This window comes from Ensifer sp. NPDC090286, assembly GCF_044769565.1.
GTDB lineage: Bacteria > Pseudomonadota > Alphaproteobacteria > Rhizobiales > Rhizobiaceae > Ensifer.
The window spans coordinates 795,999-819,153 of sequence record NZ_JBIVYF010000003.1 but is presented as its reverse complement, the minus strand read 5'-3'; the positions used below and the strand labels follow the sequence as shown (position 1 = coordinate 819,153).

General features: G+C 64.4%; 19 protein-coding genes. 4 read left to right on the top strand and 15 right to left on the bottom strand.

From position 1 onward, the window contains the following. Window positions 1–22: 22 nt before the first annotated feature. The 6 genes from iolB to ACIQUG_RS19080 all read right to left on the bottom strand — a co-directional run bounded on the left by iolB (window position 23) and on the right by ACIQUG_RS19080 (window position 8,182). A complete protein-coding gene (gene iolB / locus ACIQUG_RS19105) occupies window positions 23–823 on the bottom strand; it encodes a 5-deoxy-glucuronate isomerase (RefSeq protein WP_402323524.1) in 801 nt (266 codons plus the stop codon). Between the two features lie 117 nt (window positions 824–940). Then, complete coding sequence (gene iolE, locus ACIQUG_RS19100; RefSeq protein WP_402323523.1) at window positions 941–1,840, bottom strand: myo-inosose-2 dehydratase; 900 nt, start codon at window positions 1,838–1,840, stop codon at window positions 941–943. A 98-nt stretch (window positions 1,841–1,938) separates the two neighbouring features. After that, a complete protein-coding gene (gene iolD / locus ACIQUG_RS19095; RefSeq protein ID WP_402323522.1) occupies window positions 1,939–3,792 on the bottom strand; it encodes a 3D-(3,5/4)-trihydroxycyclohexane-1,2-dione acylhydrolase (decyclizing) in 1,854 nt (617 codons plus the stop codon). A gap of 73 nt (window positions 3,793–3,865) precedes the next feature. Then, complete coding sequence (iolC, locus tag ACIQUG_RS19090) at window positions 3,866–5,803, bottom strand: 5-dehydro-2-deoxygluconokinase (protein ID WP_402323521.1); 1,938 nt, start codon at window positions 5,801–5,803, stop codon at window positions 3,866–3,868. A 124-nt stretch (window positions 5,804–5,927) separates the two neighbouring features. Continuing rightward, window positions 5,928–6,782: a MurR/RpiR family transcriptional regulator gene (locus ACIQUG_RS19085; RefSeq protein ID WP_402323520.1), complete on the bottom strand. Its 855-nt coding sequence runs from the start codon at window positions 6,780–6,782 to the stop codon at window positions 5,928–5,930. 272 nt (window positions 6,783–7,054) lie between these two features. Further along, complete coding sequence (locus tag ACIQUG_RS19080; protein ID WP_402323519.1) at window positions 7,055–8,182, bottom strand: Gfo/Idh/MocA family protein; 1,128 nt, start codon at window positions 8,180–8,182, stop codon at window positions 7,055–7,057. Window positions 8,183–8,452: 270 nt separating this feature from the next. Between ACIQUG_RS19080 and ACIQUG_RS19075 the strand changes: the two genes are divergently transcribed. After that, entirely contained in the window at window positions 8,453–9,259 is an 807-nt protein-coding gene (locus ACIQUG_RS19075; protein WP_043615528.1) for a class II glutamine amidotransferase, read from the top strand. 193 nt (window positions 9,260–9,452) lie between these two features. Here the strand turns inward: ACIQUG_RS19075 and coaBC are convergent, their stop codons facing one another. After that, on the bottom strand, window positions 9,453–10,673 hold the full coding sequence (gene coaBC, locus ACIQUG_RS19070) for a bifunctional phosphopantothenoylcysteine decarboxylase/phosphopantothenate--cysteine ligase CoaBC (protein ID WP_402323751.1): 1,221 nt from the start codon (window positions 10,671–10,673) through the stop codon (window positions 9,453–9,455). 265 nt (window positions 10,674–10,938) lie between these two features. On the opposite strand from coaBC, the gene ACIQUG_RS19065 reads away from it, so the two are divergent. Then, complete coding sequence (locus ACIQUG_RS19065; RefSeq protein ID WP_402323518.1) at window positions 10,939–12,750, top strand: diguanylate cyclase; 1,812 nt, start codon at window positions 10,939–10,941, stop codon at window positions 12,748–12,750. 160 nt (window positions 12,751–12,910) lie between these two features. Next, a complete protein-coding gene (locus tag ACIQUG_RS19060) occupies window positions 12,911–14,491 on the top strand; it encodes an ABC-F family ATP-binding cassette domain-containing protein (protein ID WP_402323517.1) in 1,581 nt (526 codons plus the stop codon). Window positions 14,492–14,498: 7 nt separating this feature from the next. On the opposite strand, the gene ACIQUG_RS19055 is transcribed toward ACIQUG_RS19060, so the two are convergent. From ACIQUG_RS19055 to ACIQUG_RS19040, 4 genes are all read right to left on the bottom strand, one after another. After that, window positions 14,499–15,401: a cation diffusion facilitator family transporter gene (locus tag ACIQUG_RS19055; RefSeq protein WP_402323516.1), complete on the bottom strand. Its 903-nt coding sequence runs from the start codon at window positions 15,399–15,401 to the stop codon at window positions 14,499–14,501. 226 nt (window positions 15,402–15,627) lie between these two features. Beyond that, a complete protein-coding gene (locus tag ACIQUG_RS19050) occupies window positions 15,628–16,896 on the bottom strand; it encodes an MFS transporter (protein ID WP_402323515.1) in 1,269 nt (422 codons plus the stop codon). Between the two features lie 207 nt (window positions 16,897–17,103). Then, window positions 17,104–17,574 (bottom strand): nucleoside deaminase, encoded by a 471-nt coding sequence (locus ACIQUG_RS19045; protein WP_402323514.1) that lies wholly within the window; start codon window positions 17,572–17,574, stop codon window positions 17,104–17,106. An 11-nt stretch (window positions 17,575–17,585) separates the two neighbouring features. Further along, on the bottom strand, window positions 17,586–18,179 hold the full coding sequence (locus ACIQUG_RS19040; RefSeq protein WP_402323750.1) for an ankyrin repeat domain-containing protein: 594 nt from the start codon (window positions 18,177–18,179) through the stop codon (window positions 17,586–17,588). 358 nt (window positions 18,180–18,537) lie between these two features. Between ACIQUG_RS19040 and ACIQUG_RS19035 the strand changes: the two genes are divergently transcribed. After that, entirely contained in the window at window positions 18,538–19,410 is an 873-nt protein-coding gene (locus tag ACIQUG_RS19035) for a LysR family transcriptional regulator (RefSeq protein ID WP_402323513.1), read from the top strand. 51 nt (window positions 19,411–19,461) lie between these two features. On the opposite strand, the gene ACIQUG_RS19030 is transcribed toward ACIQUG_RS19035, so the two are convergent. The 4 genes from ACIQUG_RS19030 to ubiB form a co-directional block, all read right to left on the bottom strand. Next, a complete protein-coding gene (locus ACIQUG_RS19030) occupies window positions 19,462–20,241 on the bottom strand; it encodes an SDR family oxidoreductase (protein WP_402323512.1) in 780 nt (259 codons plus the stop codon). A gap of 157 nt (window positions 20,242–20,398) precedes the next feature. Continuing rightward, complete coding sequence (locus ACIQUG_RS19025; protein WP_402323511.1) at window positions 20,399–20,659, bottom strand: hypothetical protein; 261 nt, start codon at window positions 20,657–20,659, stop codon at window positions 20,399–20,401. Between the two features lie 167 nt (window positions 20,660–20,826). Beyond that, a complete protein-coding gene (locus tag ACIQUG_RS19020; RefSeq protein ID WP_402323510.1) occupies window positions 20,827–21,357 on the bottom strand; it encodes a GNAT family N-acetyltransferase in 531 nt (176 codons plus the stop codon). Window positions 21,358–21,576: 219 nt separating this feature from the next. Continuing rightward, entirely contained in the window at window positions 21,577–23,151 is a 1,575-nt protein-coding gene (gene ubiB, locus ACIQUG_RS19015) for a 2-polyprenylphenol 6-hydroxylase (RefSeq protein WP_402323509.1), read from the bottom strand. Window positions 23,152–23,155 lie beyond the last annotated feature (4 nt).

Here is a 23,155-nt window from a genome sequence, read left to right as displayed (position 1 = left end):
ATGCCGTTTGGTTCGACGCCGCTTACACGCCAGTGAACAGCCACTCGTGTTCGCGGGCGTTGTGGAACTTCCAGATCCGCTTCGGCCCGGCCATGACGTTGAGATAGTAGACGTCGTAGCCATGCACGGCGGCGACCGGATGATAGCCCTTCGGCACCAGCGTCACGTCGCCGTCCTCGACAGCCATTGTTTCGTCGAGCGAGCGGTCGTCGGTATAGACGCGCTGCATCGCAAAACCCTGCGGCGGGTTGATGCGGTGGTAGTAGGTCTCTTCCAGATAGCTCTCGGCCGGCAGGTCGTCCTGGTCGTGCTTGTGCGGCGGATAGGAGGAGGTGTGGCCACCGGGGGTGATCACTTCGACCACGAGCAGCGACTGCGCCGAGGCGTCGTCTTCCGGCATGATGTTGGTGACGTAGCGGGTGTTGGTGCCCTTGCCGCGGGTCATCTGCGGATGGGTGCCTGGGGCGATGACCTTCGCCTTGAAGCCGTCGCCGCCCGGGGCCGAGCAGATGGCAAGGTCGAGGTCGGAGGTGGCCGTTGCCTGCCAGCGGCTGCCTTTCGGCACGTAGACGGCATAGGGCTGGCCCTCGAACGGCGTCATGCGCTCGCCGAGCTCGCCGAAGCTTTCGCCGTCGACGGCGACCTTCGCCTTGCCGGACACGAGCACCAGGCAGATTTCCTTGTCGCCGGTCTCGCCCTCGGTCGTCTCGCCCGCTTTCAGCCGTTCCAGCGCGAAGCCGACATAGGTCCAGCCGGCGCTCTCCGGTGTCACGTTTTGCATGAGGCCCGATTTGGCCTTCGGTTTGACGAGCAGCTTGGACATGTCGATCTCCCTAACTCTTTTATCATGGGGCGCCGGTCGTACGGTCTGCCCCTCTCCTTGGGTTTAACCCGAGGAGAGGGGCTCGCGCCATCGAACCCGGCGACCGAAAGTCTGGGCTTACTTGTCGAGCCCGGCTTCCTTGGCAAAGGCCTTCAGCGACTTCAGCCCGAGCGACTGGTATTCGAACGGGTTGCGCACGGCGGAATCCTGCTCCGCCTCGATCACCAGCCAGCCGGAATAGTTGTGTTCTGCGGCGATCTTCAGCACCGGCAGGAAGTCGACCCCGCCTTCGCTGTCGCCCGGAACCGTGAAGACGCCACGGCGCACGCCCTCGAGGAAGGAGAGGCCTTCGCCTTCGACTACCTTGCGGACAGCGGGGCGCACGTTCTTGCAATGGATGTGGCGGACGCGGTGCATGTATTTCTTTGCGACCTCGGCCGGATCGGAACCGCCGAACCACGCGTGGCCGGTATCGAGCAACAGCTTGGTCGCCGGGCCGGTGTTCTGCATCAAGAGGTCGATCTCCTCGCCGGTCTGGACGATCGTGCCCATGTGGTGGTGGTAGACGAGGTCGATGCCCTGGTCGGCGCAATACTGAGCGATCGCTTCGAGATCGGCGCCAAACTTCTTCCACTGGTCAGCCGGCAGCACCGGCTTGTCGTTTGCGACCGACTTCGTATCGTCGCCATGGATGGCGTTCGAGGTTTCGCAGACGATCGCCACCTTGCAGCCATTGTACTTCAGGAGATCGAGATGCGGCTGGATCGCCTTCTTCTCGGCCTCGACGTCATGGGTGAGCAGGTTGGTCGAGTGCCAGCCGGAAACGAAGACGAGATCATAAGCGCCGAGCTTCTGCTTCAGTGCCTCCGGATCGGACGGCATCTTGTGGCCCTTCTCGATGCCGTCGAAGCCGATCTTCTGGCAATCGGACAGGCAGTCCTCGAGCGTCAGATGCGCGCCGATCGAATGATCGTCGTCGTTGCTCCAGGCGATCGGGTTGGTTCCGTAGCGGATCATGTCTTTCACTTTCTGATGCCATCCGCGCAAAGCGGATATCTTGTGAGCATAAACGGGAAAAGCGCCCGCGCGAAAACGCGGGCGCCGAAAGGGCAATCTTAGCCGAAGCGCTGGGCGGCGAGCGCCTTCTCGTAACCCTCGCGCGCCGCGTTGACCTGGGCGCGGCCCGAGACCTCGGGCACCGCGACATCCCACCAGTGGCCGCCAGCCTGCGTGGTAACAAGGGGGTCGGTGTCGATGACGATGACCGTCGTGCGCGTCTCGCTTGCCGTTTCCTTGAGTGCGGTTTCGAGCTCGGAGATCGAGCCGACCTTGCGGGTGACGGCGCCCATCGCGCCGGCATGCGCCGCAAAGTCGATTTGCGGCAGTTCGACGTGATGCGTGTCCTTCAGGAGATTGTTGAAGTTCGCGCCGCCGGTGCCCATCTGCAGCCGGTTGATGCAGCCGTAGCCGGCATTGTCGAGCAGCACGATGGTGAACTTGGCGCCGAGCATGATCGAAGAGGCTATCTCCGAGTTCAGCATCATATAGCTGCCGTCACCGACCATGACGATCACGTCGCTCTCGGGCTTTGCGAGCTTGACGCCGAGGCCGCCGGCCACTTCGTAGCCCATGGTCGAGAAGCCGTATTCCATATGGTAGCCGCCGGGCTCTTCCGCCTGCCACAGCTTGTGCAGTTCGCCCGGCAGACCGCCTGCGGCGCAGACGAGCGTCGTGTTCTTGGCTCCGCGGGCGCGCTGCACGGCGCCGATCACCTGGGCGTCGGAGGGAAGGGCCGCATTGGTCGTGGCCGTTGCCTTGTCGGCAACCGCCAGCCATTCGGCCTTGCCGGACTTGGCCTTGGCGGTCCAGCTCGGATCGGCCTTGTAGCTGCCGAGACCGCCGGAGATACGGTTGAGGCCGGCGCGCGCGTCGGCAATCAGCGGCAGTCCGTTGTGCTTGCCGGCGTCGAAAGGCTGGACGTTGAGGCCGATGATCTTCAAGCCTTCGTTCTTGAAGAGCGCCCAGGAGCCAGTCGTGAAGTCCTGCAGGCGCGAGCCGACGGCAAGCACCACGTCGGCGTCCTCGGCAAGCGCGTTGGAGGCGGAGGTTCCGGTCACACCGACCGAGCCCATGTTCAGCGTATGCGAATGCGGCAGCGCCGACTTGCCGGCCTGGGTCTCGACGACCGGGATGCCGTGGCGCTCGGCGAAATCGCCGAGTTCCTTGCTTGCTTCCGAATAAAGCACGCCGCCGCCGGCGATGATGATCGGCTTCTTCGCTGCCTTCAGCACCGCAATGGCCGTCGCCAGTTCGTCGAGATCGGGCTCGATGCGGCGCGGCACCCAGACCTTCTCGTCGAAGAAGTTCTCCGGATAATCATAGGCTTCGGCCTGTACGTCCTGGCAGAGCGACAGCGTCACCGGGCCGCAATCGGCGGGATCCGTCAGCACCTGCATGGCGCGGCGCAGCGCCGGGATGATCTGCTCGGGGCGGGTGATGCGGTCGAAGTAGCGCGACACCGGGCGGAAGCAGTCGTTCGCCGAGATCGTGCCGTCGCCGAAGCTTTCCACCTGCTGCAGCACCGGATCGGGTCGGCGGTTGGCAAAGACGTCGCCGGGCAGGAAGAGCACCGGCAGGCGGTTGACGTGGGCAAGGGCCGCCGAGGTCACCATGTTGAGCGCGCCGGGGCCGATCGAGGTGGTGCAGGCCATGAAGCGACGGCGGAAGCTCGCCTTGGCAAAGGCGATTGCGGCATTGGCCATGCCCTGCTCGTTCTGGGCGCGGTAGGTCGGCAGCGTCTCCTTGATCGCATGCAGCGCCTCGCCGACGCCAGCGACGTTGCCGTGACCGAAGATCGCGAAGACGCCGCCGAAGATCGGCACCTTCTTGCCATCGATGACGGTCATCTGGCGGGTCAGGAACTGCGCCACCGCCTGTGCCATGGTCAGGCGCACGGTCTTCTGGCTCATAATCTGTTTCCTCCTCGTGGCGGAATCGTCCTGTTCCACCCTGTCTGCTGCATGGTCGACGATTGCGTCGATCCTATGCCGCCTTTGTTTCACCCAGTTGCAGCCAGAGATCGACCAGGGCCTTGAACTTTCCGGCCATGTCGGCGATCGCCTGGTCGTCGCTCATCGTGCCGCCGAGCCAGGCCCTGCCGGCATCAGCGAAGATCGTGCGGCCGACGGCAAAGCCGCGAACCGTCTTCGAGGTGCGAGCGGCGGCAAATCCGTCCTTCAGCTGCTCATAGGGCGCCTCGAGGCCCAAGAGCACCACGCCGCGGCAGAGCGGATCGCGGGCCTCGATGACGGCATCGATCGCTGCCCAGGCGCCGCGGCTTGCCTGCGGCTCGAGCTTCCACCAGTCCGGCTTGAGGCCGGCATCGTAGAGCTCGGTCAGCGCCCGCGGAATGGTCTGGTCGTCGAGCTTGCCATGCTTGCCGGCAATGATCTCGATCAGGATCTCACGGCCAACCTTGCGCGCCGCCTCGAAGGCCGAGCGGAGCTTTGCCACCTGCTGGGCTTTCAGCTCTGCCGGATCGTCCGGGTGATAGAAGGAGAGGACCTTGATGCAGTGGTCGACCGGCCAGTCGATCAGGCGGCTGCCGAGATCCTGGCTGAATTCGAATTGCAGCGGCCGCGAGCCCGGAAGCTCGATCGGCTTGCCGATCCAGAAATCGCGGTGGGCGCCGGCGGCATAAAGCGCATCGCGGCCGTATTTGTCGTCGATCAGCATGCCGAAACCGGAGCGGCCGGCCGCGACCTGGGCGGCGGCCTTCACCGCCAGCACCTTGAAGGCTGGAATGCGGTCCAGCAAGGACTGGTCGCCGGCGGCCATGTCTTCGAGCTGGCTGCGATGGTCGATCGCCAGTGCCATCAGCAGCGGAATGTCGCGGCGGCGGGTGGTCGCCCAGTGAACGTGGTTGATCGCCTCGTCCTTGCGCAGGGCCCGCTCCTTGCTGCCCTTTTCCAGGAAGAACTGTAGCTCGGTCCATGTCGGGATTTCAGGCGCGCAGAGCAGGCGCGAGACGGCGAAGGCGCCGCAGGCATTGGCCCATGTGGCCGACGTCGCGTGCGGCTCGTTTTTCAGCCAGCCGCGCAGGAAACCGGACATGAAGGCGTCGCCGGCGCCGAGCACGTTGTAGACCTCGATCGGGAAGCCCTTGCCGACGATGCCGTCTTCGAGGTCGTCGGTGATCGGACCGTCATAAACGATGCAGCCCATCGGTCCGCGCTTGAGCACAATCGTCGCCTTGGAGAGCGAGCGGATCGTTTTCAGCGCCTGCAAGAGGTCGCTTTCGCCGGACGCGATCAGCACTTCCTCTTCGGTGCCAACGATCAGGTCGCAGTCGGCGAGAACGGTCTTCAGGTGCGCCGAAACGCGATCCGACGCGATGTATCGGCTCTCGCCGGCGTCATGGCCGGCAAGGCCCCAGAGGTTCGGGCGGTAGTCGATGTCGAAGACGACCTTCGCGCCATTTTCCTTGGCGATGCGGATCGCCTTGCGCTGGGCGGCGTCCGTGTTCGGCTTGGAGAAATGCGTGCCGGAGACAAGCACGGCGCGGGCGGAGCGGATGAATTCTTCCGAAATGTCGTCTTCGCAAAGCGCGTTGTCGGCGCAGTTGTCGCGATAAAAGAGCAGCGGGAAGGTCTTGTCGTTTTCGACCGCGAGGATCGCAAGCGCCGTCAGCCGCTCCGGATCGGTGACAATGCCGCGGGTCTCGACGCCTTCACGGGTGAGCTGCTCGCGGATGAAACGGCCCATCTGCTCGTTGCCGACGCGGGTCAGAAGCGCTGACTTCAGACCGAGGCGCGCCGTGCCGACCGAGATGTTGCACGGGCAGCCGCCGACGGACTTCGCAAAGCTCGAAACATCTTCAAGCCGCGTGCCGATCTGCTGGCCATAAAGATCGACCGAGGCTCGGCCGATGGTGATCAGGTCGAGCGGCTTTGCTCCCTGTGCCGAAACGTTCTGGCTCACTGCTTCCTCCCCGCGGACACCTTGGCGGGCCCGACCATTTCCGTACTGTGGGTGATGGCCGTATGAAACATAAATTCCGACGTTTCGTCAATATGGAATTTTCATTCTATCTGTTCCGTTTCGCCTAGCTGCCCTCGGCGAGGCGCTGACGCTTCTCGGCAATGGCGACCGTCAATGCCATTGCAAAGGCCATGCTGGCCGAAAGCGAACGGAAGCCGGCATGATCGGCCTCGACCAGTTCGAACCAGACCTTCGAGGATTCTGCGAGCGGCGAGAAGGCCGAGTCCGTCAGCGACACGACCGGCACCTTGCGTTCGGCGAGAAGCCGCGCCTGGGCGGCACTTTCAGACGCATAGGGCGAGAAGCTGACGGCAAAGGCGGCATCGTTCTTCGTCGCCATGGCCAGCATGTCTTCGTCGATGCCGGCGGCGGTGCCGACGAGCTGGTACTTCACCTTCAGCTTGCCGAAGGCATAGGCCATGTAGCTGGAGATCGGATAGGAGCGGCGCTTGGCGATCAGGTAGACGGTGTCGGCCTTGGCGAGGATATCGACGGCGCGCTCAAAGGCTTCCGGATCCACCGACGAGGCGATGTTGTCGAGCGAGCGGTGGGCGGCAGCGACGAAGCCGTTGAAGATCGAGCCGCTTTCGAGCTTGCTGTGATCGTTGGCGCTGAGCGCCTTCAACCGGTCCTCATAGCCGGGCGTGCGCTCGCGCAGCCGGGCGCGAAAGATCTGCTGCAGGCTGGAAAAGCCCTCGAAGCCGAAATGCTGGGCGAAGCGCACCAGAGTCGACGGCTGCACTTCGGCCGAGGTGGCGATGCTCGCGGCTGTGCCGAAGGCGATTTCATCGGGATTGTCGAGCGAATAGGCGGCGACCTGGCGCAGCCGTTTCGGCAGCTCCGCCTTGCGTTCCAGAATGGCGGCCTTCAGCGCCTCGAAATCCTGCGGCACCTCTGTCGTCGTTTCCGGCATGGCCATGTCTCGCTCGTCTCCCTCGATATCAGTCTGGCTTTTGACCTCACCCTAATCGATTAGTCGGGAACGGGATAGAACAGGCGTTCTATTTTTCCTCCAGCATTTCCAGCAAAAGTGCGCAGCGGTTTTGCGTCCGGAAATGCGCAGCAGAACAGAGAGCATTTCCAGCAAAAGTGCGCAGCGGTTTTGCGTCCGGAAATGCGCAGCAGAACAGAGAGCATTTCCAGCAAAAGTGCTCAGCCGTTTTGCGTTCGCAACGCGCAGCACGGAACCGCTTAGATCTGCACCCATTCGTTGGTCTTGGCCGATTGATAAGTTGCCGAAAGCACCTTCTGCACCTCGTAGCCTTCGCGGAAATCCGTCGAAGGCGCCTTGCCGCCGGCGATGGCGTCGAGGAACTCCTTGACCTCGATCGCCTTCAGGTCGTTGAAGCCGATCTGGTGGCCGGGCGCCACGCAGAAGGCGCCATAGGGCGGATGCTCCGGCCCCGCCCAGATGGTCTTGAAGCCGCGGGTGCGGATGTCGTCGCCGGTCTTGTAGAGGCGAATTTCGTTCAGCCGCTCCTGGGTGAAGACAATGCTTCCCTTCGAGCCGTAGATCTCGAAGTCGTGCTGCATCTTGCGGCCGGTCGCGATCCAGCTTGCCTCGAAGCTGCCGGTCGCACCGTTCTCGAAGCGCACGAAGGCGCGGGTGATGTCGTCGACCTCGACTGCGCGGGTTTCACTGGAGCCGGCGGAAACCGGGCGTTCGGGGATCTGGATGATGGTTTCCGCCAGCACCCGGCTGATCGGGCCGACCAGGTGGCGCATGGAGGCGATGATGTGGCTGCCGATATCGGCAAGCGCGCCGCCACCGCTGGCCGGGTTCAGGCGCCAGCCCCACGGAACCTGCGCATCGGCCATGAAGTCTTCCGCATGAATGCCGCGCATCGAACGGATTTCGCCGATCTCGCCGCTTTCGATGATGTCCTTGGCAAGGAAGATCAGCGGGTTCTTCAGATAGTTGAAGCCGACCTGGGTGACGACGCCGGCCTTTTCCGCCGCTTCGACCATCTCCAGGCATTCGGCAACGGTCGGCGCCAGCGGCTTTTCGCAATAGACGTGCTTGCCATGGGCGATCGCCGCCAGCGCCATCTCCTTGTGCAAGAGGTTCGGCGTGGTGATGTCGATGATGTCGATATCCGGATCGGTCAGGAGTTCGCGCCAGTCGGCCGTCGCCTTGCGGAAGCCCAGTTGGCCGCGAGCGCGCTCCGCGCTCTCGACGGTCACGTCGGCGACCGAAACCAGATCGAGCTCGAAGGGCAGGTCGAAGACCCGTGCGGCAATGGTGAAGCCGAGCGCATGGGCCTTGCCCATGAAGCCCGTGCCGATCAGGCCGATGCCGAGTTTGCGCTTGCTGCCCATGCCGAATTCCTCCCTGGCGGCGCTGCCGTATTGGTTCGAAATGAAATGAATTGTGCAAGATTTGTCAATATGGAATATTTGTTCGAAATAGGGTGGGGTGCGCGCCCTGTGCCACTCGAAACAGCCAAATCTGTGTGTTCCGGCTAGTTTCACCTTGACGAAGGGGGAATGTGTTAACGCATTTTTACCATGTTCCGTTGGAACATCGCATTTCGTCATGGTTAACGAATCGCCCTCACGTGAACGGGGCGGAGCTGGAGTGAAGTCAGCATGTGCCGCTGGGCAGCCTATCGCGGAGAGCCGCTCTATCTCGAGGAACTGGTGACCTCTCCGGCGCACTCGCTGATCGAGCAGTCCCATTGCGCGACACGGGCCAAGACCGCCACCAACGGCGACGGTTTCGGCATCGCCTGGTATGGCGATCACCCGGAGCCCGGACGTTACCGCGATATCCTGCCCGCCTGGTCCGACTGCAACCTGAAGAGCATCGCAAGGCAGATCCGCTCGCCGCTTTTCCTTGCCCATGTGCGTGCCGCAACCGGCGGCGGCACAAGGCGCGACAACTGTCATCCCTTCGTCTTCGGCCGCTGGTCCTTCATGCACAACGGCCAGATCGGCGACTTCGAGCATCTGCGCCGACCGATGGAGAGCATGCTCGACAACGACCTCTATTCGGCGCGCACCGGCACGACGGATTCGGAGCTCCTGTTTCTGCTCGCCATGCAGTTTGGCCTCGACCGCGATCCGCTCGGCGCCATCGCCGAGGCGCTGGCCTTCATCGAGCAGCTTGCCGAACATCTGGAGCGCCAGGTGCTGGTGCGCTTCACCGCCGCTTTCTCCGACGGCCAGGATCTCTACGCCGTGCGCTACGCCTCCGACTGGAAGGCGCCGACTCTCTATGCCGCACCGATGGGCCCGAGCGGCGGCTATTGCCTCGTTTCCGAGCCGCTCAACGACGACGACAGTGCCTGGGTGGAAATCCCCGACGGCACGGCGGTTATCGTCGGCGAAAATGGCGTCGATGTCCGGTTGTTTTCGACCAAGGGCACGCCGGTTCGGTCGCGCCAGCTGGCTTGAGATATCGCATCCACGACTGCAGCAGTTGTCGTCGGCCCCTCATCAGGCTGCCGCCACCTTCTCCCCGCAGGCGGAGCGAAGGGACAGGATAGCGCCGTCTTCACTCTACCTCACCGTAGCTGGGTAGGGCACGTCCCCTCGCCCCGCCGGCGGGGGAGGGTTAGTCTTCGGGTTTAACCCGGGCGATGGTGGATCAGCCCCGATCTTTCCGCGCCAGCTCGTCGGCGATCATCGCCGCAAGCTTCTCCGCGACCGCGTCCTTGTCCATCTCCGGCCAATCATCATTGCCGGTGGCCGAGATCAGTTTCACCTTATTGCGGTCGCCGCCCATGATGCCGGTTGCCGGCGACACGTCGTTGGCGAGGATGAAGTCTGCGCCCTTGCGCTCGAGCTTGGCGCGGCCGTTGTCGGCGACATTTTCGGTTTCGGCGGCAAAGCCGATGACGAGTTTCGGCCGCTTGGCGTGGTGGCCGACCGTCTTCAGGATATCGGGGTTTTCAGCAAGCTGCAACGGCGGCGGCGCCTCGCCGGGCTTCTTCTTGATCTTGTTGCCGGCGGCCGTCGCCACCCGCCAGTCTGCAACGGCGGCGACCATGACGGCAACGTCGGCAGGGAGGGCGGCAAGCACCGCGTCGCGCATCTCTTCGGCCCGTTCCACATGCACGACCTTCACGCCGGCCGGATCCGGGATCGTCACTGGGCCGGAGACCAGCGTGACGTTTGCGCCGAGTTTCGCGAGCGCCGCGGCGATCGCATGGCCTTGTTTGCCCGAGGAGCGGTTTGCGATGTAGCGCACCGGGTCGATCGGCTCATGCGTCGGCCCTGACGTGACGACGACGCTGCGTCCGGCAAGCGGTTTTGGCTTTCCGCCAAGAAGATCCTCGACGGCCGCGACGATCGCCAGCGGCTCGCTCATGCGGCCTTCGCCGGCCTCGCCGCTTTCCGCCATCTCGCCCGCTTCGGGACCGATGAAGCGGATGCCGTCCTTGGCAAGGGTCGCCCGGTTGCGGCGGGTTGCCGGATGCGCCCACATCTTCGGGTTCATCGCCGGCGCGACCAGCACAGGCCGGTCGGTCGCGAGCAGAATGGTCGTGGCGAGATCATCCGCGTGGCCGTTCGCCATCTTCGCCATCAGGTCGGCGGTGGCCGGTGCCACGACGATCAGGTCGCATTCGCGGGCAAGGCGGATATGGCCGACATCCTGCTCGTCCTCGCGGGAGAACAGCTCGAGATAGACATGCGAGGCCGAAAGAGCACCGACGGCCAGCGGCGTCACGAACTGCTGTGCGCCCGATGTCATCACCGGCCGCACGCTCGCGCCGCGTTCCCTGAGGCGCCGGATGAGATCGAGGCTCTTATAGGCCGCGATGCCGCCTGAGATGATGAGGAGAATACGCTTGCCCGACAGTGTCATTTGCACCCGGCCCTTCGGCCGTCCTCTTGCCCGGCATGGGCTGCCGAGCCTACGCGATACCAGAATAATCCAGGCGACCGGCCTCACCGACGCCTTTGATGTCGAACCTACTTGAGCGATCTGCCGGGCGCAACGTGTCCGGAGGGGTCGGCAGGTCGAGGCTGAACAAAAGCCGCGCCGCTTGCATCAACCGGGGCAGGGGCTGTTGCCGAAGCCTGATAATGCGGTTAATCCGCTCTCAATCCGCGGGGGCTAAGCTTCTTCCATGCGAATAAATGCGATCACAAACTGGGCCTATGGCGTGACCGTCCTTCTGACGGGGCTTTCTGGTGCCGCCTTCATCCTGTCGACCGACAGCGCGATCAAGGAACGCCAGGCGGTTGAGCAACATCTGGTGCTTGATACGCTCGGCGAAGAGCTTGCGCTCGGGGCTGAAACGCGAAGTGACGAGGCACGCCTTTATGTGATGCGCGGCGACGAGCGCCATCTCGAAGCCTTCCACCGCGCCGAGGAAGAAGAACGCCGGCGCGAGGAGGCGACCAAGACCGCAACCAAGCTTGGCGCGACGCCGGCGGAGATCGCCGCCTTGCAGGAAATCGTTCGCGAGGCGGAAGCCCTCGACAAGGTCGAGGTTGCCGCCATCGAGGCCTATCAGAAGGCTGACCGCGCCGGCGCGCAGGAAAAGCTCTTCGGGCCCGAGCACGAGCGTCTGCAGACCGCCCTTCTTGAGACGGTGGCGCGGTTCAGGGACCTGACCAACGTTCGGACCGGCGCGGCCCTCAACGAGGCGCAGGAGCGCAGCGATTGGTATGCGGCCGCCGCCAAGACGATGCTCGGCATCACCGCCGCCCTGTTCCTGAGCGTGCTCTATTTCATTCTCAAGCGCCGCGTCGCCATGCCGCTTACCCGAATGAGCGGCATCGTCACCCGCCTTGCCGAGCAGGATTATGCGGTAGAGGTCCCGCTCGATCGGCGCCGCGACGAGATCGGTGAGATGAACCAGGCGATCCATATCTTCCGTGAGAACGGCCTGGAGCGGGATCGGCTGGACGCGGAGCGGCGGCTGGACCAGCAGACCAAGGATCTCATCCTGCAGATGATGCACCGGCTGCAGGCCTGCCAGAGCCAGGACGAGCTGGCCGAGGTCGTCGCCCGTTTCGCGCCGCAGGTCTTTCCCAATCTTGCCGGCCATCTCTATGTGCTGAACGACAGCCGGACGCTTTTGACTCGCGTCGGCACCTGGCTCGATCCGCAGCATTCAGCGCCGACGTTTCCGTCCAGCGCTTGCTGGGGGCTTCGCCGCGGCCGGCCGCATGTCAGCAACCGCGGCCACAGCGACATTGCCTGCCAGCACCTCGACGATGACGGCGTGATCGGCCTCTGCGTGCCGCTGACGGCCCAGGGCGACACGATCGGGCTGCTCTATTTCGAAGAGCGGTCTGAGGAGGAGTTCGCGGTCGAAGCGTCGCGCCTCTATCTCGAGCTGATCGCCGAAAACATCGGGCTTGCCGTCGCCAATCTTCAACTGCGCGAAAAGCTCACCAATCTCGCCGTCCGCGATGCACTGACGGGCCTGCTCAACCGGCGCTGCCTGGACGAGGCGCTGAACCGGCAGCCACGCGGGCAGGACGGCAAGCCGCTCAGCTGCCTGATGATCGACATCGACCACTTCAAGCGCTTCAACGACGAGTTCGGCCACGATGCCGGCGACGTCGTCATGCAATATGTCGCCCAGATCATCGTCGATACGGTCGGCGATGCCGGCAGCGCCTACCGCTTCGGCGGCGAGGAGTTCACCGTGCTCATGCCCGACGCCGGCGAAGCAGCGGGCTTCGAGCTTGCCGAGCGGCTGAGGACCCGGATAGGCACGACGCCGCTTTCGCATCGCGGCCGCATTCTGGGCACGGTGTCGGTCTCGGTCGGCGTTGCCGCGGCGCCGGACGATGGGCCCGTTGCCACGCTTTTGACCCGGGCCGACGCCGCTCTTCTCGACGCGAAGAACCACGGCCGAAACCGGAGCGTGCGCGCCTCGGGGCTCGCCTTTGGCGACGACGAGGCGCGACGCAGCCTCGCCTGATCCCCTGGCTTCCGGCACACCGTATCGAATGCCCCGCCTTGAAACGGGCGCATTCGATGCTATCTATGACCCGATAGAAATCTGAACAGGATACACGCATCGATGGATTTCACCCTGACCGCCAAGCCGAACCGTCTTGCCATCAGGGAAAACCGTATCCATGCCTGCTTCGATTTCACTCTCCCAAATTTCGTGGTCCACGCCTGAGGGCAGAAGCCTCCTTTCCGATCTCGATCTGACCTTTGGTCCTGTCCGCACCGGCCTTGTCGGCCGCAATGGCGTTGGCAAATCCACGCTGCTGCGACTGGTCGACGGCACGCTGACACCGCAGGGCGGCAAGGTCAGTGTTGTCGGCAGCCTCGGCGTGCTCAGCCAGACCGTTCAGGTCGCGGCAGGCGAGACCGTCGCCGATCTCTTCGGCGTCACCGACGCGCTTGCGGTTCTGCAGAAAGCGGACGAGGGGCACGCTTCCGTGGACGAACTGGCTTCTGCCGATTGGACGCTGGAGGCCCGCATGGAGGAGGCGCTTGCGCGCGTCGGTCTGGACGCGGCAGCGCAAACGCGCCTTGCCGCCCTGTCCGGCGGGCAGATGACCCGCGTGAAACTTGCCGCGCTCGTCTTCAAGGAACCGGATTTCATTCTGCTCGACGAACCCACCAACAATCTCGACAAGGAAGGGCGTGCCGCCGTTGCCGCGCTGATGGCGGGCTGGCGCGGCGGCGCCATCGTCGTCAGCCATGACCGTGAACTCCTGGAGACGATGGACGCGATCGTCGAACTCACGACGCTTGGTGCGACGACCTATGGCGGCAACTGGAGCCATTATCGCGAACGCAAGGCGATCGAGCTGGCGTCCGCGCGCCACGATCTCGCCGATGCCGAGCGGCGTCTGGCCGAGGTGGAGCGCAAGACCCAGGAGACGGCCGAACGCAAGGCGCGCAAGGATGCCGCCGGCCGCCGAAAGCGGGCCAAGGGCGACGAACCGCTGCTCCTGCTCGACGCCAGGAAGGAGCGCAGCGAAAAGACCGGCGGCGACAATGCCCGCCTCGCTGAACGGCGGCGGGACCAGGCAGTCGGCGATCTCGTCGACGCGCGTGAACGCATCGAGATCCTGCAGCCTCTGACCGTCCGCCTGCCGGCGACCGGCCTGCCTTCCGGCCGCAGCGTCCTGCAGGTCGATGATGTCAGCGTTGGTTATGGACCGGGAAAGCCGATCGTCGATCGGCTGTCGCTTTCGGTCGTCGGGCCGGAGCGCATGGCGCTCACCGGTCGCAACGGTTCGGGCAAGACGACGCTGTTGTCGCTACTGACGGGTGATCTCGAGCCATGGTCCGGCACGGTGCGCGTCCAGGTCGATCACGCCATGCTCGACCAGAAGGTAAGCCTGCTCGATCCTCGTCTGTCGATCCGCGACAATTTCCGGCGCCTCAATCCCGACGCCAGCGAGAACGATTGCCGGGCGGCGCTCGCCCGCTTCATGTTCCGGTCGGATGCTGCGCTGCAGGTCGTCTCAAGTCTCAGCGGCGGCCAGATGCTGCGCGCCGGTCTCGCCTGTGTGCTCAGCGGCAGCAAGCCGCCGCAGCTCCTCATCCTCGACGAGCCGACCAACCATCTGGACATCGATTCCATCGAGGCGGTCGAGGCGGGGCTCAGGGCCTATGACGGCGCGCTGCTCGTCGTCAGCCACGACCAGGCCTTCCTGGAGGCGATCGGCATCACCAGGCGGATCGAACTTTCCTGAAGGAGGATTATTCCGCCCAGCGCGCGTCGCCGGTAAAGGCGATCGTCAGCCAGCGGTCAGGGCCGGGATCGCCGATCTCTTCGCCGATCTCGGCGCGGATCCGGTCGAGTTCGGCGAGCGTGCCGACCTTGGTTTCGGGCGTTCCGATCAGATAGACCTCGATCGTCTTGGAGCGCCCGACCTTGGCGACATAGGTGCGGTAATCGGCAAAGCCGTGACGCGTGACGGCGTTTGCCGCCGCCTGCCGCACCCGCTCGTCGAGTTCGGCGGGTGCGACGAGGAAGATCTCCTTCAATGCGTGGAAGACCGTGCGGATCGGCAGCGGGATCAGGCAGAGCGTCAGCACGATCAGGATCGCCGGGTCGACATAGGGCGTGACGTATTCATAAGCCGTCCCCTTCAGGGCGGCGGCGATCGCAAAGGCGACGAGCAGCGCGGAGGTGATCGCACCGGACATCGCCCAGGCGCGCACGTCGAGCGCCAGGAACTCCGAGCCGATCGGCCGGTTCGCCCGGCGTACATAGAAGAACATGACGGCGCAGATCACCACGACGACGGCCGCATAGGCGATCGCCCAGTCGAAGGCGAGGTGGTTGCCGCCCGACAGGAGCGAGCCGACGGCGTTCACCATCGCGTAGAAGGAAAGCAGCGTCAGCAGCCCGGCATTGAAGAGCAGCACCATCGGCTCGATGTGCCAGAAGCCCATCTGGAAGCGCTTGCTCGGCTTCGGGATCAGCTGCGTCACGCCGAGCGCGAGCAAGGTCATGGAGGCGTCGACGGCCGAGAACACACCGTCGAACACGATCGATACCGAACCCGAAAGCAGACCGAAGATAACGCCCGTCACCCCGACGACGACGGTGGCCGCGATCGATTGTTTGAGGACTGTCTGTTCGCTTGGCGCACTCATGATCTTGTTTTTACTCCGGTTTTGGCGCGGTGCTTAGGCGTTGGCAGTGTCGAAATGGTGGCAAGGAGGGGCGATGACGCTGCAAGCATAGCGTTTCGGCCCGTCGCAAGACAGTCGCGACGGGATGGCGCTCAGGCGCATGACATTGGGTTTTGTCGATTGGCGGGTTCAAATAATACCGCCGCGTCCCGGCCGATCGCCGGACAGGATCCCCTGTAGCGGAGGGCTAGGCGAACTGTCCCAGCCGCAAGAGGTCTCCCGTCGCGGCGCCATTGTCGAGCGCCGTGGCGCGCGCGGCCTCGGGCCGCGGCGGCGGCATGGAATGGCCGATCGCAAACAGAAGCGCACCTGCCGCCGCAAACAGCCCGAACAGCAGGAACATGCCGGCGCCGCCGACGGCGCCAAGCGCAAGGCCGCCGATGAGCGGCCCGAGGAAGTTTCCGAATGTCGAGAGCGAATGGGCGCCGAAATAGGTGCCCCGATTGCCGGCGTTGGAAATGCCGTCGACCAGCACATATTCCGAGGGCACGACCAGCACCTCGCCGATGGTGAAGAGGATCATCGAGGCGACCAGCATTTCCATTCCGGACGAGGCGGCAAATCCGATCTCGCCGATCAGGAACAGCAGGCTGCCAAGCGACAGCGCGCGCAGGGCGCCGATCCGTTCGATGACGAAGCGGGCCGGCGTGCTGGCGACCAGTACCGTTACCGCGTTGGTCGAAACCAAAAGCGCAAAGAGCGTGATGCCGTCCTCGAAGCCGCTGTTGAGATACTGCGACAGGGTCACCGACCATTGACCGTGAACGGCGAGAAGCAGGGTACCGCCGACGACGAAGAAGACCAGGCGCCGGTCGCGCAAGGCGGCGACAAGTCCGCGCCAGCCAACGGCACTCCCTGACGCTCGTTCGGTCTCGGTGGACTGCCTGCTGCTGGCCTCGGGTACCGTGAGCAAGATCACGAGACCGAAGGCTGCATGGATGACGCCGGCGATGACGAACAGCGTCACATAGGCCGCACCGACCCATACGCCGATCAACGGCCCGATCGCCCAGCCGGCATTGATGGCGAGATAGCGCCAGGAGAAAACCTTGAGGCGCAGATGTTCAGGCGCCGCATCGCTCATCAAGGCACGCGCGACCGGCTCAAAAACGGCGGCGGCAACGGCAGAGACGATGTGGGCCAGCGCGAAGGCGGCGATCGATTGTGCCAGTCCGAGCCCGGCCAGCGCCAGTCCGGCCATGAAGAGTGCGACGGTCAGCACAGCTTTTCGGCCAATTCGGTCCGAGAGCGTGCCGGCGAAAGGGCTGACGATCGCGCCGAGCAGCGGACCCATGCCGATCAACGCGCCGATGCTGGCGGGGGTGAGGCCGAAGTCACGCTGGAGGCGGATCGCAAGGAAGGTCAGGCTCATGCCTTTGGCGATCGTCACCACGCCGGAGCCCGCGATGAGAAGCAGCGCGACGAAGCGGCCGGCTTTTTCGGAATAGGCAGTCATCACGGGCACCTGCTGGCTGGAAACCGCCCGGTCTCCTTAAAGGATGGGGCAGAGCAAAAGGAAGAAACGCCTATGCGATTACAGCCGGCACGTGTGTTCGGCAAGGGGCATCGTTTCCCCGATCCTCTGGACCGAACAGAAGGCCCGAGGCGGCCGTCGGCCGCCCCGGCTGTTCACATCCGGATGGCCGGGCGTTGACCCGGCGGCTCAGCCCTTGGCCTGTCGCGCTTGCCAGGCCGCGTAAAGCGGTGCCGTCCCGGCATCGTCGACCGGCACGTGGCGGAAGCGCATGGCCTGCTCGGCGAGCGGTTTTGCCAGTTCCGCATAGATCGCTGCGGTCGAGAGGCCAAAGGGCTCGGCGTCGGCATTCGAGTTCGCATAGGCGATCTCGGTGATCCCGGCCATGCGCATGGCGGCAAGGCACATCGGGCAGGGCTGGCCGCTGGCATAGACGGCGGCGCCTTCGAGCCGCGGGGAGCGAAGATTCTGGGCGGCCTCCCGCAGCGCGTTCAGTTCCGCATGCGAGGTCGGGTCGCCGGATGACAGCATCTCGTTGACGCCGCGACCGACGATCTCGCCATCCTTGACGACGACGGCGCCGAAGGGGCGTCCGCCTTTCTCGACGTTGCGGCGGGCAAGCGTTACCGCCTCGGCCAGATAGGTCTGTTCCTGGGTCATGGGAGTTCTTTCTAGCGGGCGCCGGCGTCGGCCAGCAGCTTCTCGATCTTGCCATAGCCGCGCTGGCGGGAATGGGTCAGCGGGCTGACACCCTCGCCATCGGCAAGGTTCACGTCGGCGCCGGCCGCAATCAGCAGCCGTACGATCTCGGTGTGTTTTTCGCCGCCGCTGCCGAGGATGATGGCTTCGAGCAGCGCGGTCCAGCCGAGGCGGTTGACGTGATCGACGTCGATGCCGGCTTCGATCAAGGTCTTGACGGTCTCGACATGGCCGCGCTCGGCGGCCGGGATCAGCGCCGTTCCGCCATAGCGGTTGGTGCTCTTGAGGTCGGCGCCATTGGCAAGCGTCAGCTTCAGGATTTCGAGATGCCCGCGCGCGCCGGCATAGAGGTAGGGGCTGTCCTGGATCTTGTCCTTGGCGTTGACGTCGGCGCCGGCCTCGATCAGGGCACGCGCCGCATCGACGCGATTTTCATGGGTGGCGGCGAGCAGCGCCGTCGCACCGCTGGCGTCGCGCGCTTCGATGCTCGCGCCTTCCTTGAGCAGCGCCTTCACCTTGTCTGGATCGCCAGTCTCGGCGGCGGAGATCAGTTGGTTTTCAAGCATCGAAGCCCCCACGGTTTGAGGTGCAAGGCTGAAGGCGGCAATCGATACGCCGATCAGCGAGCCGAAAAGTCTTGGTCGCATTTGGTCTTTCCGATCATGCAGGCCGGTCGAATGGATCGACCGATCGCAATGGTTCCGGTTACGAGCGAAACGAGGAAACCCGGAAGGGGCTCCGTCCATGCCGCTCTCGCTCATCGCGATCTCGTGCTTACTTGAGCCGATCCGTGACCTTTTCAAGGGCGCAAGACACGCGTCGTCGCCGAACGTCTCCCGCGCCCGGTATGGCCCCCCGTCCGCGACCTTAGGCACTGCTGCATTCATTTGGAAATTAAATATATGAATGCTATCAAGTGGAACTATGAATGGTCAGCCTTTCGATCTGGATCTGCTGAGAGCTTTCGCGACGGTGGCCGATTGCGGTGGATTCACCGCTGCCGCCGGCCGGCTCAATTCCACCCAGTCGACGGTCAGCCAGAAAGTCCTGCGGCTGGAAGAACAGGCCGGTCATCGGCTGCTCGAACGCAGCCATCGTCAGGTCCGGCTGACCGAAGCGGGCGAGCAGTTGATCGGCTATGCGCGGCGCATGCTGGCGCTCGATGCAGAGGCGCGGCAGCTTCTCTCCGGCGCATCGGTCGCCGCGACGCTGCGCCTCGGCCTGCCCGAAGACTTTGCCGCCGGTCGCACGACCCGCATGCTTTCGGCCTTTGCCCGCCGGCATGACAATGTCAGGCTCGAAGTGACGAGTGGGCTCAGCCGCGAGCTGCGGTCACTCTATGATCGCAGCGAGCTCGATATCGTCGTCGTCAAGCAGCGCCGCGGTTCAGGCGAAGCGGTGCAGCGGTGGCAGGAGACCCTGTGCTGGATCGATAGCGCCGCCCATCCAGTTCTGGCGCTCGATCCCTTACCGCTCGTCGTCTTTCCGCCGCGCGGGCTTTATCGCGACGACATGGTGGCGGCGCTGGATGCCTCAGGGCGACGCTGGCGCGTGAGCTATACGAGTTCCAGCCTTGCCAGCATTCAGTCGGCCGTTGCCGATGGGCTCGGCATCAGCCTGCTGCCGGCCCGCGTCGTCCATGAGGGGCACCGGGTGGTGAAGCCGCAGGACGGGCTGCCGATGATCGAGACGATGGAGATCGGGCTCTATTACCGGCCGGAGGCCGGCGCTCTGGTCACGCGGCTTGCAGAGGATCTCTCAGCGCTCATCGGCGATGACAGCCGGGACGAGGCATGACCTCGCCTTCGCAGGTTCCCCCAATCCGTCGGCGGAAATGTCTTGACCGTATCAGAGCATCGAACGGCTGAGGCCGCCATCGACGGGCAGCGCCACGCCGGTGATGTAGCTTGCCTGGCGGCCGGCAAGGAAGGCCGCGGCCGCCCCGAATTCCGCCGGTGTGCCGTAGCGGCCGATCGGGATGTCGCGTTGGCTGCGGGCTGCGACCGTTGCGATATCGAGCCCCTCGCTTTCGGCGTCCATCCGGTCGAAGCTGAGCGTGCGGTCGGTGGCAAGCCGCCCCGGCAGAAGCAGGTTGACGGTCACGCCGTCGGCCGCGACTTCGCCGGCGAGCGTCTTCAACCAGCCGGCAACCGCACTTCTGAGTGCGTTCGACGCGGTGAGCCCGACGATCGGCTCGCGGATGCTGGTGGAGGCGACGGCAATGATGCGCCCGAACTGGCGTTCCCGCATGCCGGGCAGCAGCCGTCCGGTGATGCGCATGCCAGCCAGTACCATGGTCTCGAATTGCACCCGCCAGAAGTCCGGCTCGATGACCGAGGCAGGCGAGGGCGGCGGCCCGCCGCCATTCAGCACCAGAATGTCGATCGTACCGAAATCGGCTTCGAGCTGGTCCAGCAGGCCATCGAGGCTTTCGGGTTTCGAGAGGTCGAGGGCATAGCCGCGCGCCGAAGGGCTGACGTCGGCTGCCACTTTGGCGGCCGATGCCGCATCGCGGCCGGTCAGCGCCACGATGACGCCTTCGCTGGCAAGAGCCTCGGCAATGCCGCGCCCGAGCCCCTTGCTGCCGCCGAGCACCAGCGCGCGTTTTCCAGCGATGCCAAGATCCATGGCCGACCCTCCTCGATTGCGGAATTCAGAATGGCTCGGCATCCGAGCTACACCAGATTTCCGCGCAGCGGAATCGTTTTGACGCCGGTGGGGTGGAAATGCAAAAGCCCGGCCGCATGGCGGCCGGGCTCTCAAGCGCCCTCCCTCATTCTGTCGCTTAGCGGCAGATGCGGATTTTCTTGTAGTAGCGGTTGCCGTAGCTGTCGTAGCGCTTCACCGTCTTCAGGAAGCAATAGGGTTCGTCCTCGTAGTAGTAAGGCCCGCCATAATAGCTGTCGACATAGCCGACACGGCCGCTCCAGCCATGGCCGTAATAGCCGTCGCTGAAGCCGATCGAGAAACCGCCGGCCTGAGACGGTGCCGCAAAGGAGATGGCGGCGATGGCGGCGACAGCGGCTGCGACGATGAACTTGCGCATGAAATCTCTCCTCTGGAATGGTTGGGATGATCCTTCGTCATCCATGAGACGAAAGTCGCATGCTTCCGATATATGCGCAGTTACGAATGGAACAGGATGTAGCCGGAGGTTGCGTGAACGCGCGCTCCGCCGGCCACAGCCTAAGCTGTCGTCGAGCGTCGTGTTCTTCAGACGCCGTTTAGCCCTGCCAGGGCGCGAATGCGCGCCATCGCGAACACGTCGGCGAGAACGCCGTGCCGCAGCGCATAGGCCCGGTGCGTGCCTTCCATCTCGAAGCCGGCCTTGCGGTAGAGCGCGATCGCCGGCTCGTTGTCGGTAAAGACCGTAAGCTCGATGCGGCTGATGCCGAGCCAGTTGTCGGCGGCATCGATCAGAGCGGTCAGCAACGACTTACCGATGCCTTCGCCGCGATGATTGTCGTCGACGCTGATCCCAAGGGCTGCCGAATGATGCCGGCGCCCCTTGCTGCGGTGTAGTCCGGCCAGGCCGAGGATCCGACCGGCGCGCTCGGCGACGATGACGATGCTGTCGTCCGAAAGGGTTTCCAGCCACTTGCGTGTCTGTTCCGGATTGGAGAACGGCTGGCGCAGCGTGCCTGAGCGGATGCCCGGCTGGCTCATCAGCGCCGAGATCGCTTCGAAATCGACGGCGCGGGCCGCGCGGATGCTGATATCTGAAGGGTCGTTCGCCTCGGTCATTGTTTCCTCTCTTGGCTCCGAGGAAACAGGACCAACCCTGCTCGCCTCGGCAGGGTTGGTGGGGGGACATTTCGCCTTAAGTCAGCGCAACAGGTCTCCCGCACACCCCTGGGGTATGCGTGCAAAGCACCATTGCGAGCATCGAGCGATTGTCCATGAGGGGACGATAGCAAGCGAGGGTAGAAAAGCAAGCCGGTTCGGCGACCGGATTGCCGACGGTCAAGTCACCTGCCAGGCGATATAGACGAGGGTGGCGGCGATCAGCCAGAGCGCGATGCGGCCAGAGCGCGTGTGTTTCGCCTCCGCCTTCCCGATCGCATGCGCGGTCTCGGCATCGAAACGCAGGCCGTTTTCGCTCATCGCCATGATCTCGCTCGAGAACTTCTCCGTGCGTGCGGCGATTTCAGGCGCGGCTTCGGCCAGCCGCAGTGCGGCATGCAGGCCGTCGCGCAGATCCGTGACGATGCGCTTCGGCCCCAGATTGTCGCGGATCCATTTGCCGACGACCGGCTCGGACGCCTTCCACATGTTGAAGCGCGGATTAAGCGTGCGTGCGACCCCTTCGACGACCACCATGGTCTTCTGCAGCATGACGAGCTCGGGACGCGTCTGCATGTCGAAGAGTTCGGTGACCTCGAAAAGCAGCGTCAGCAGCTTCGCCATCGAGATGGTTTCGGCCGGCTGGCCGTGGATCGGCTCGCCGATCGCGCGGATCGCCTGGGCGAAACTCGCAGCATCGTGGTGCGAGGGCACGTAGCCCGCCTCGAAATGCACGTCGGCAACGCGCTGGTAGTCGCGGGTGATGAAGCCGAAGAGGATCTCGGCCAGGAACCGGCGCTCCTTCTTGCCGAGACGGCCGACGATGCCCATGTCGACGGCGACGATATGGCCGGCGTCATCGACGAAGAGATTGCCCTGGTGCATGTCGGCATGGAAGAAGCCGTCGCGCAGCGTGTGGCGCAGGAAGGACTGGATCAGCACTTCGGCGAGAAGGTTGAGGTCGTGGCCGGCGGCCTTCAGCCCCTCGATATCCGACATCTTGACGCCGTCGATCCATTCCATGGTGACGACGTCACGCCCGGTCCGTTCCCAGTCGACCTTCGGCACGCGGAAGCCGGAATCGTCCTTGGTGTTCTCGCCAAGTTCGGAAAGCGCGGCCGCCTCCAGGCGAAGATCCATCTCGATCTTCGTCGTCTGCTCCAGCGTCTTGGTCACCTCAACCGGCTTCAGCCGGCGCGTATAGGGCAGGAAACGTTCCTGCATGTGGCTGACGAGATACATCGCCTCGATGTCGGAGGCGAAGCGCTGGCGCACACCCGGGCGGATGACCTTGACGGCGACCTTGTCCGGTCCGCTGTCGCGCATCACGATCGCCGGATGCACCTGCGCGATCGAGGCCGCGGCCATCGGCTCGGAAAATTCGGCGTAGAGATCGTCGACCGTCCGGCCGAGCGAGCCTTGGATCGCGGCCTTCGCCTCGTTCTGCGGGAAGGTCGCCATGCGATCCTGCAACAGCGACAGGTCGGCGGCAAACTCCGCGCCGACGACGTCGGGGCGGGTTGCAAGGAATTGGCCGATCTTCACATAGGAAGGGCCGAGCCGGGCGACGGCGCGCGACAGCCGGTCGCTGCGCTCTTCTCCCGGAACCCTGCGGCGCGCCAAAAGTCCGGCTGCCTTCTGGGCGAAACGGGCAAAGGGTGGCAGGTGCTCCGTCGGGACGGCCGAGACGACGCCTTCGCGCACGAGAACCCAGCCGATCCGCGCGAGGCGGATATATGCTCCAGGCGTGCTCATCGGG

Coding starts and splice junctions, on each gene's coding strand:
- iolB (WP_402323524.1), bottom strand. CDS start 823: ATGTCCAAGCTGCTCGTCAAACCGAAGGCCAAATCGGGCCTCATGCAA.
- iolE (WP_402323523.1), bottom strand. CDS start 1,840: ATGATCCGCTACGGAACCAACCCGATCGCCTGGAGCAACGACGACGAT.
- iolD (WP_402323522.1), bottom strand. CDS start 3,792: ATGAGCCAGAAGACCGTGCGCCTGACCATGGCACAGGCGGTGGCGCAG.
- ACIQUG_RS19085 (WP_402323520.1), bottom strand. CDS start 6,782: ATGGCCATGCCGGAAACGACGACAGAGGTGCCGCAGGATTTCGAGGCG.
- ACIQUG_RS19080 (WP_402323519.1), bottom strand. CDS start 8,182: ATGGGCAGCAAGCGCAAACTCGGCATCGGCCTGATCGGCACGGGCTTC.
- ACIQUG_RS19075 (WP_043615528.1), top strand. CDS start 8,453: ATGTGCCGCTGGGCAGCCTATCGCGGAGAGCCGCTCTATCTCGAGGAA.
- coaBC (WP_402323751.1), bottom strand. CDS start 10,673: ATGACACTGTCGGGCAAGCGTATTCTCCTCATCATCTCAGGCGGCATC.
- ACIQUG_RS19065 (WP_402323518.1), top strand. CDS start 10,939: ATGCGAATAAATGCGATCACAAACTGGGCCTATGGCGTGACCGTCCTT.
- ACIQUG_RS19060 (WP_402323517.1), top strand. CDS start 12,911: ATGCCTGCTTCGATTTCACTCTCCCAAATTTCGTGGTCCACGCCTGAG.
- ACIQUG_RS19055 (WP_402323516.1), bottom strand. CDS start 15,401: ATGAGTGCGCCAAGCGAACAGACAGTCCTCAAACAATCGATCGCGGCC.
- ACIQUG_RS19050 (WP_402323515.1), bottom strand. CDS start 16,896: ATGACTGCCTATTCCGAAAAAGCCGGCCGCTTCGTCGCGCTGCTTCTC.
- ACIQUG_RS19045 (WP_402323514.1), bottom strand. CDS start 17,574: ATGACCCAGGAACAGACCTATCTGGCCGAGGCGGTAACGCTTGCCCGC.
- ACIQUG_RS19040 (WP_402323750.1), bottom strand. CDS start 18,179: ATGCTTGAAAACCAACTGATCTCCGCCGCCGAGACTGGCGATCCAGAC.
- ACIQUG_RS19035 (WP_402323513.1), top strand. CDS start 18,538: ATGAATGGTCAGCCTTTCGATCTGGATCTGCTGAGAGCTTTCGCGACG.
- ACIQUG_RS19030 (WP_402323512.1), bottom strand. CDS start 20,241: ATGGATCTTGGCATCGCTGGAAAACGCGCGCTGGTGCTCGGCGGCAGC.
- ACIQUG_RS19025 (WP_402323511.1), bottom strand. CDS start 20,659: ATGCGCAAGTTCATCGTCGCAGCCGCTGTCGCCGCCATCGCCGCCATC.
- ACIQUG_RS19020 (WP_402323510.1), bottom strand. CDS start 21,357: ATGACCGAGGCGAACGACCCTTCAGATATCAGCATCCGCGCGGCCCGC.
- ubiB (WP_402323509.1), bottom strand. CDS start 23,151: ATGAGCACGCCTGGAGCATATATCCGCCTCGCGCGGATCGGCTGGGTT.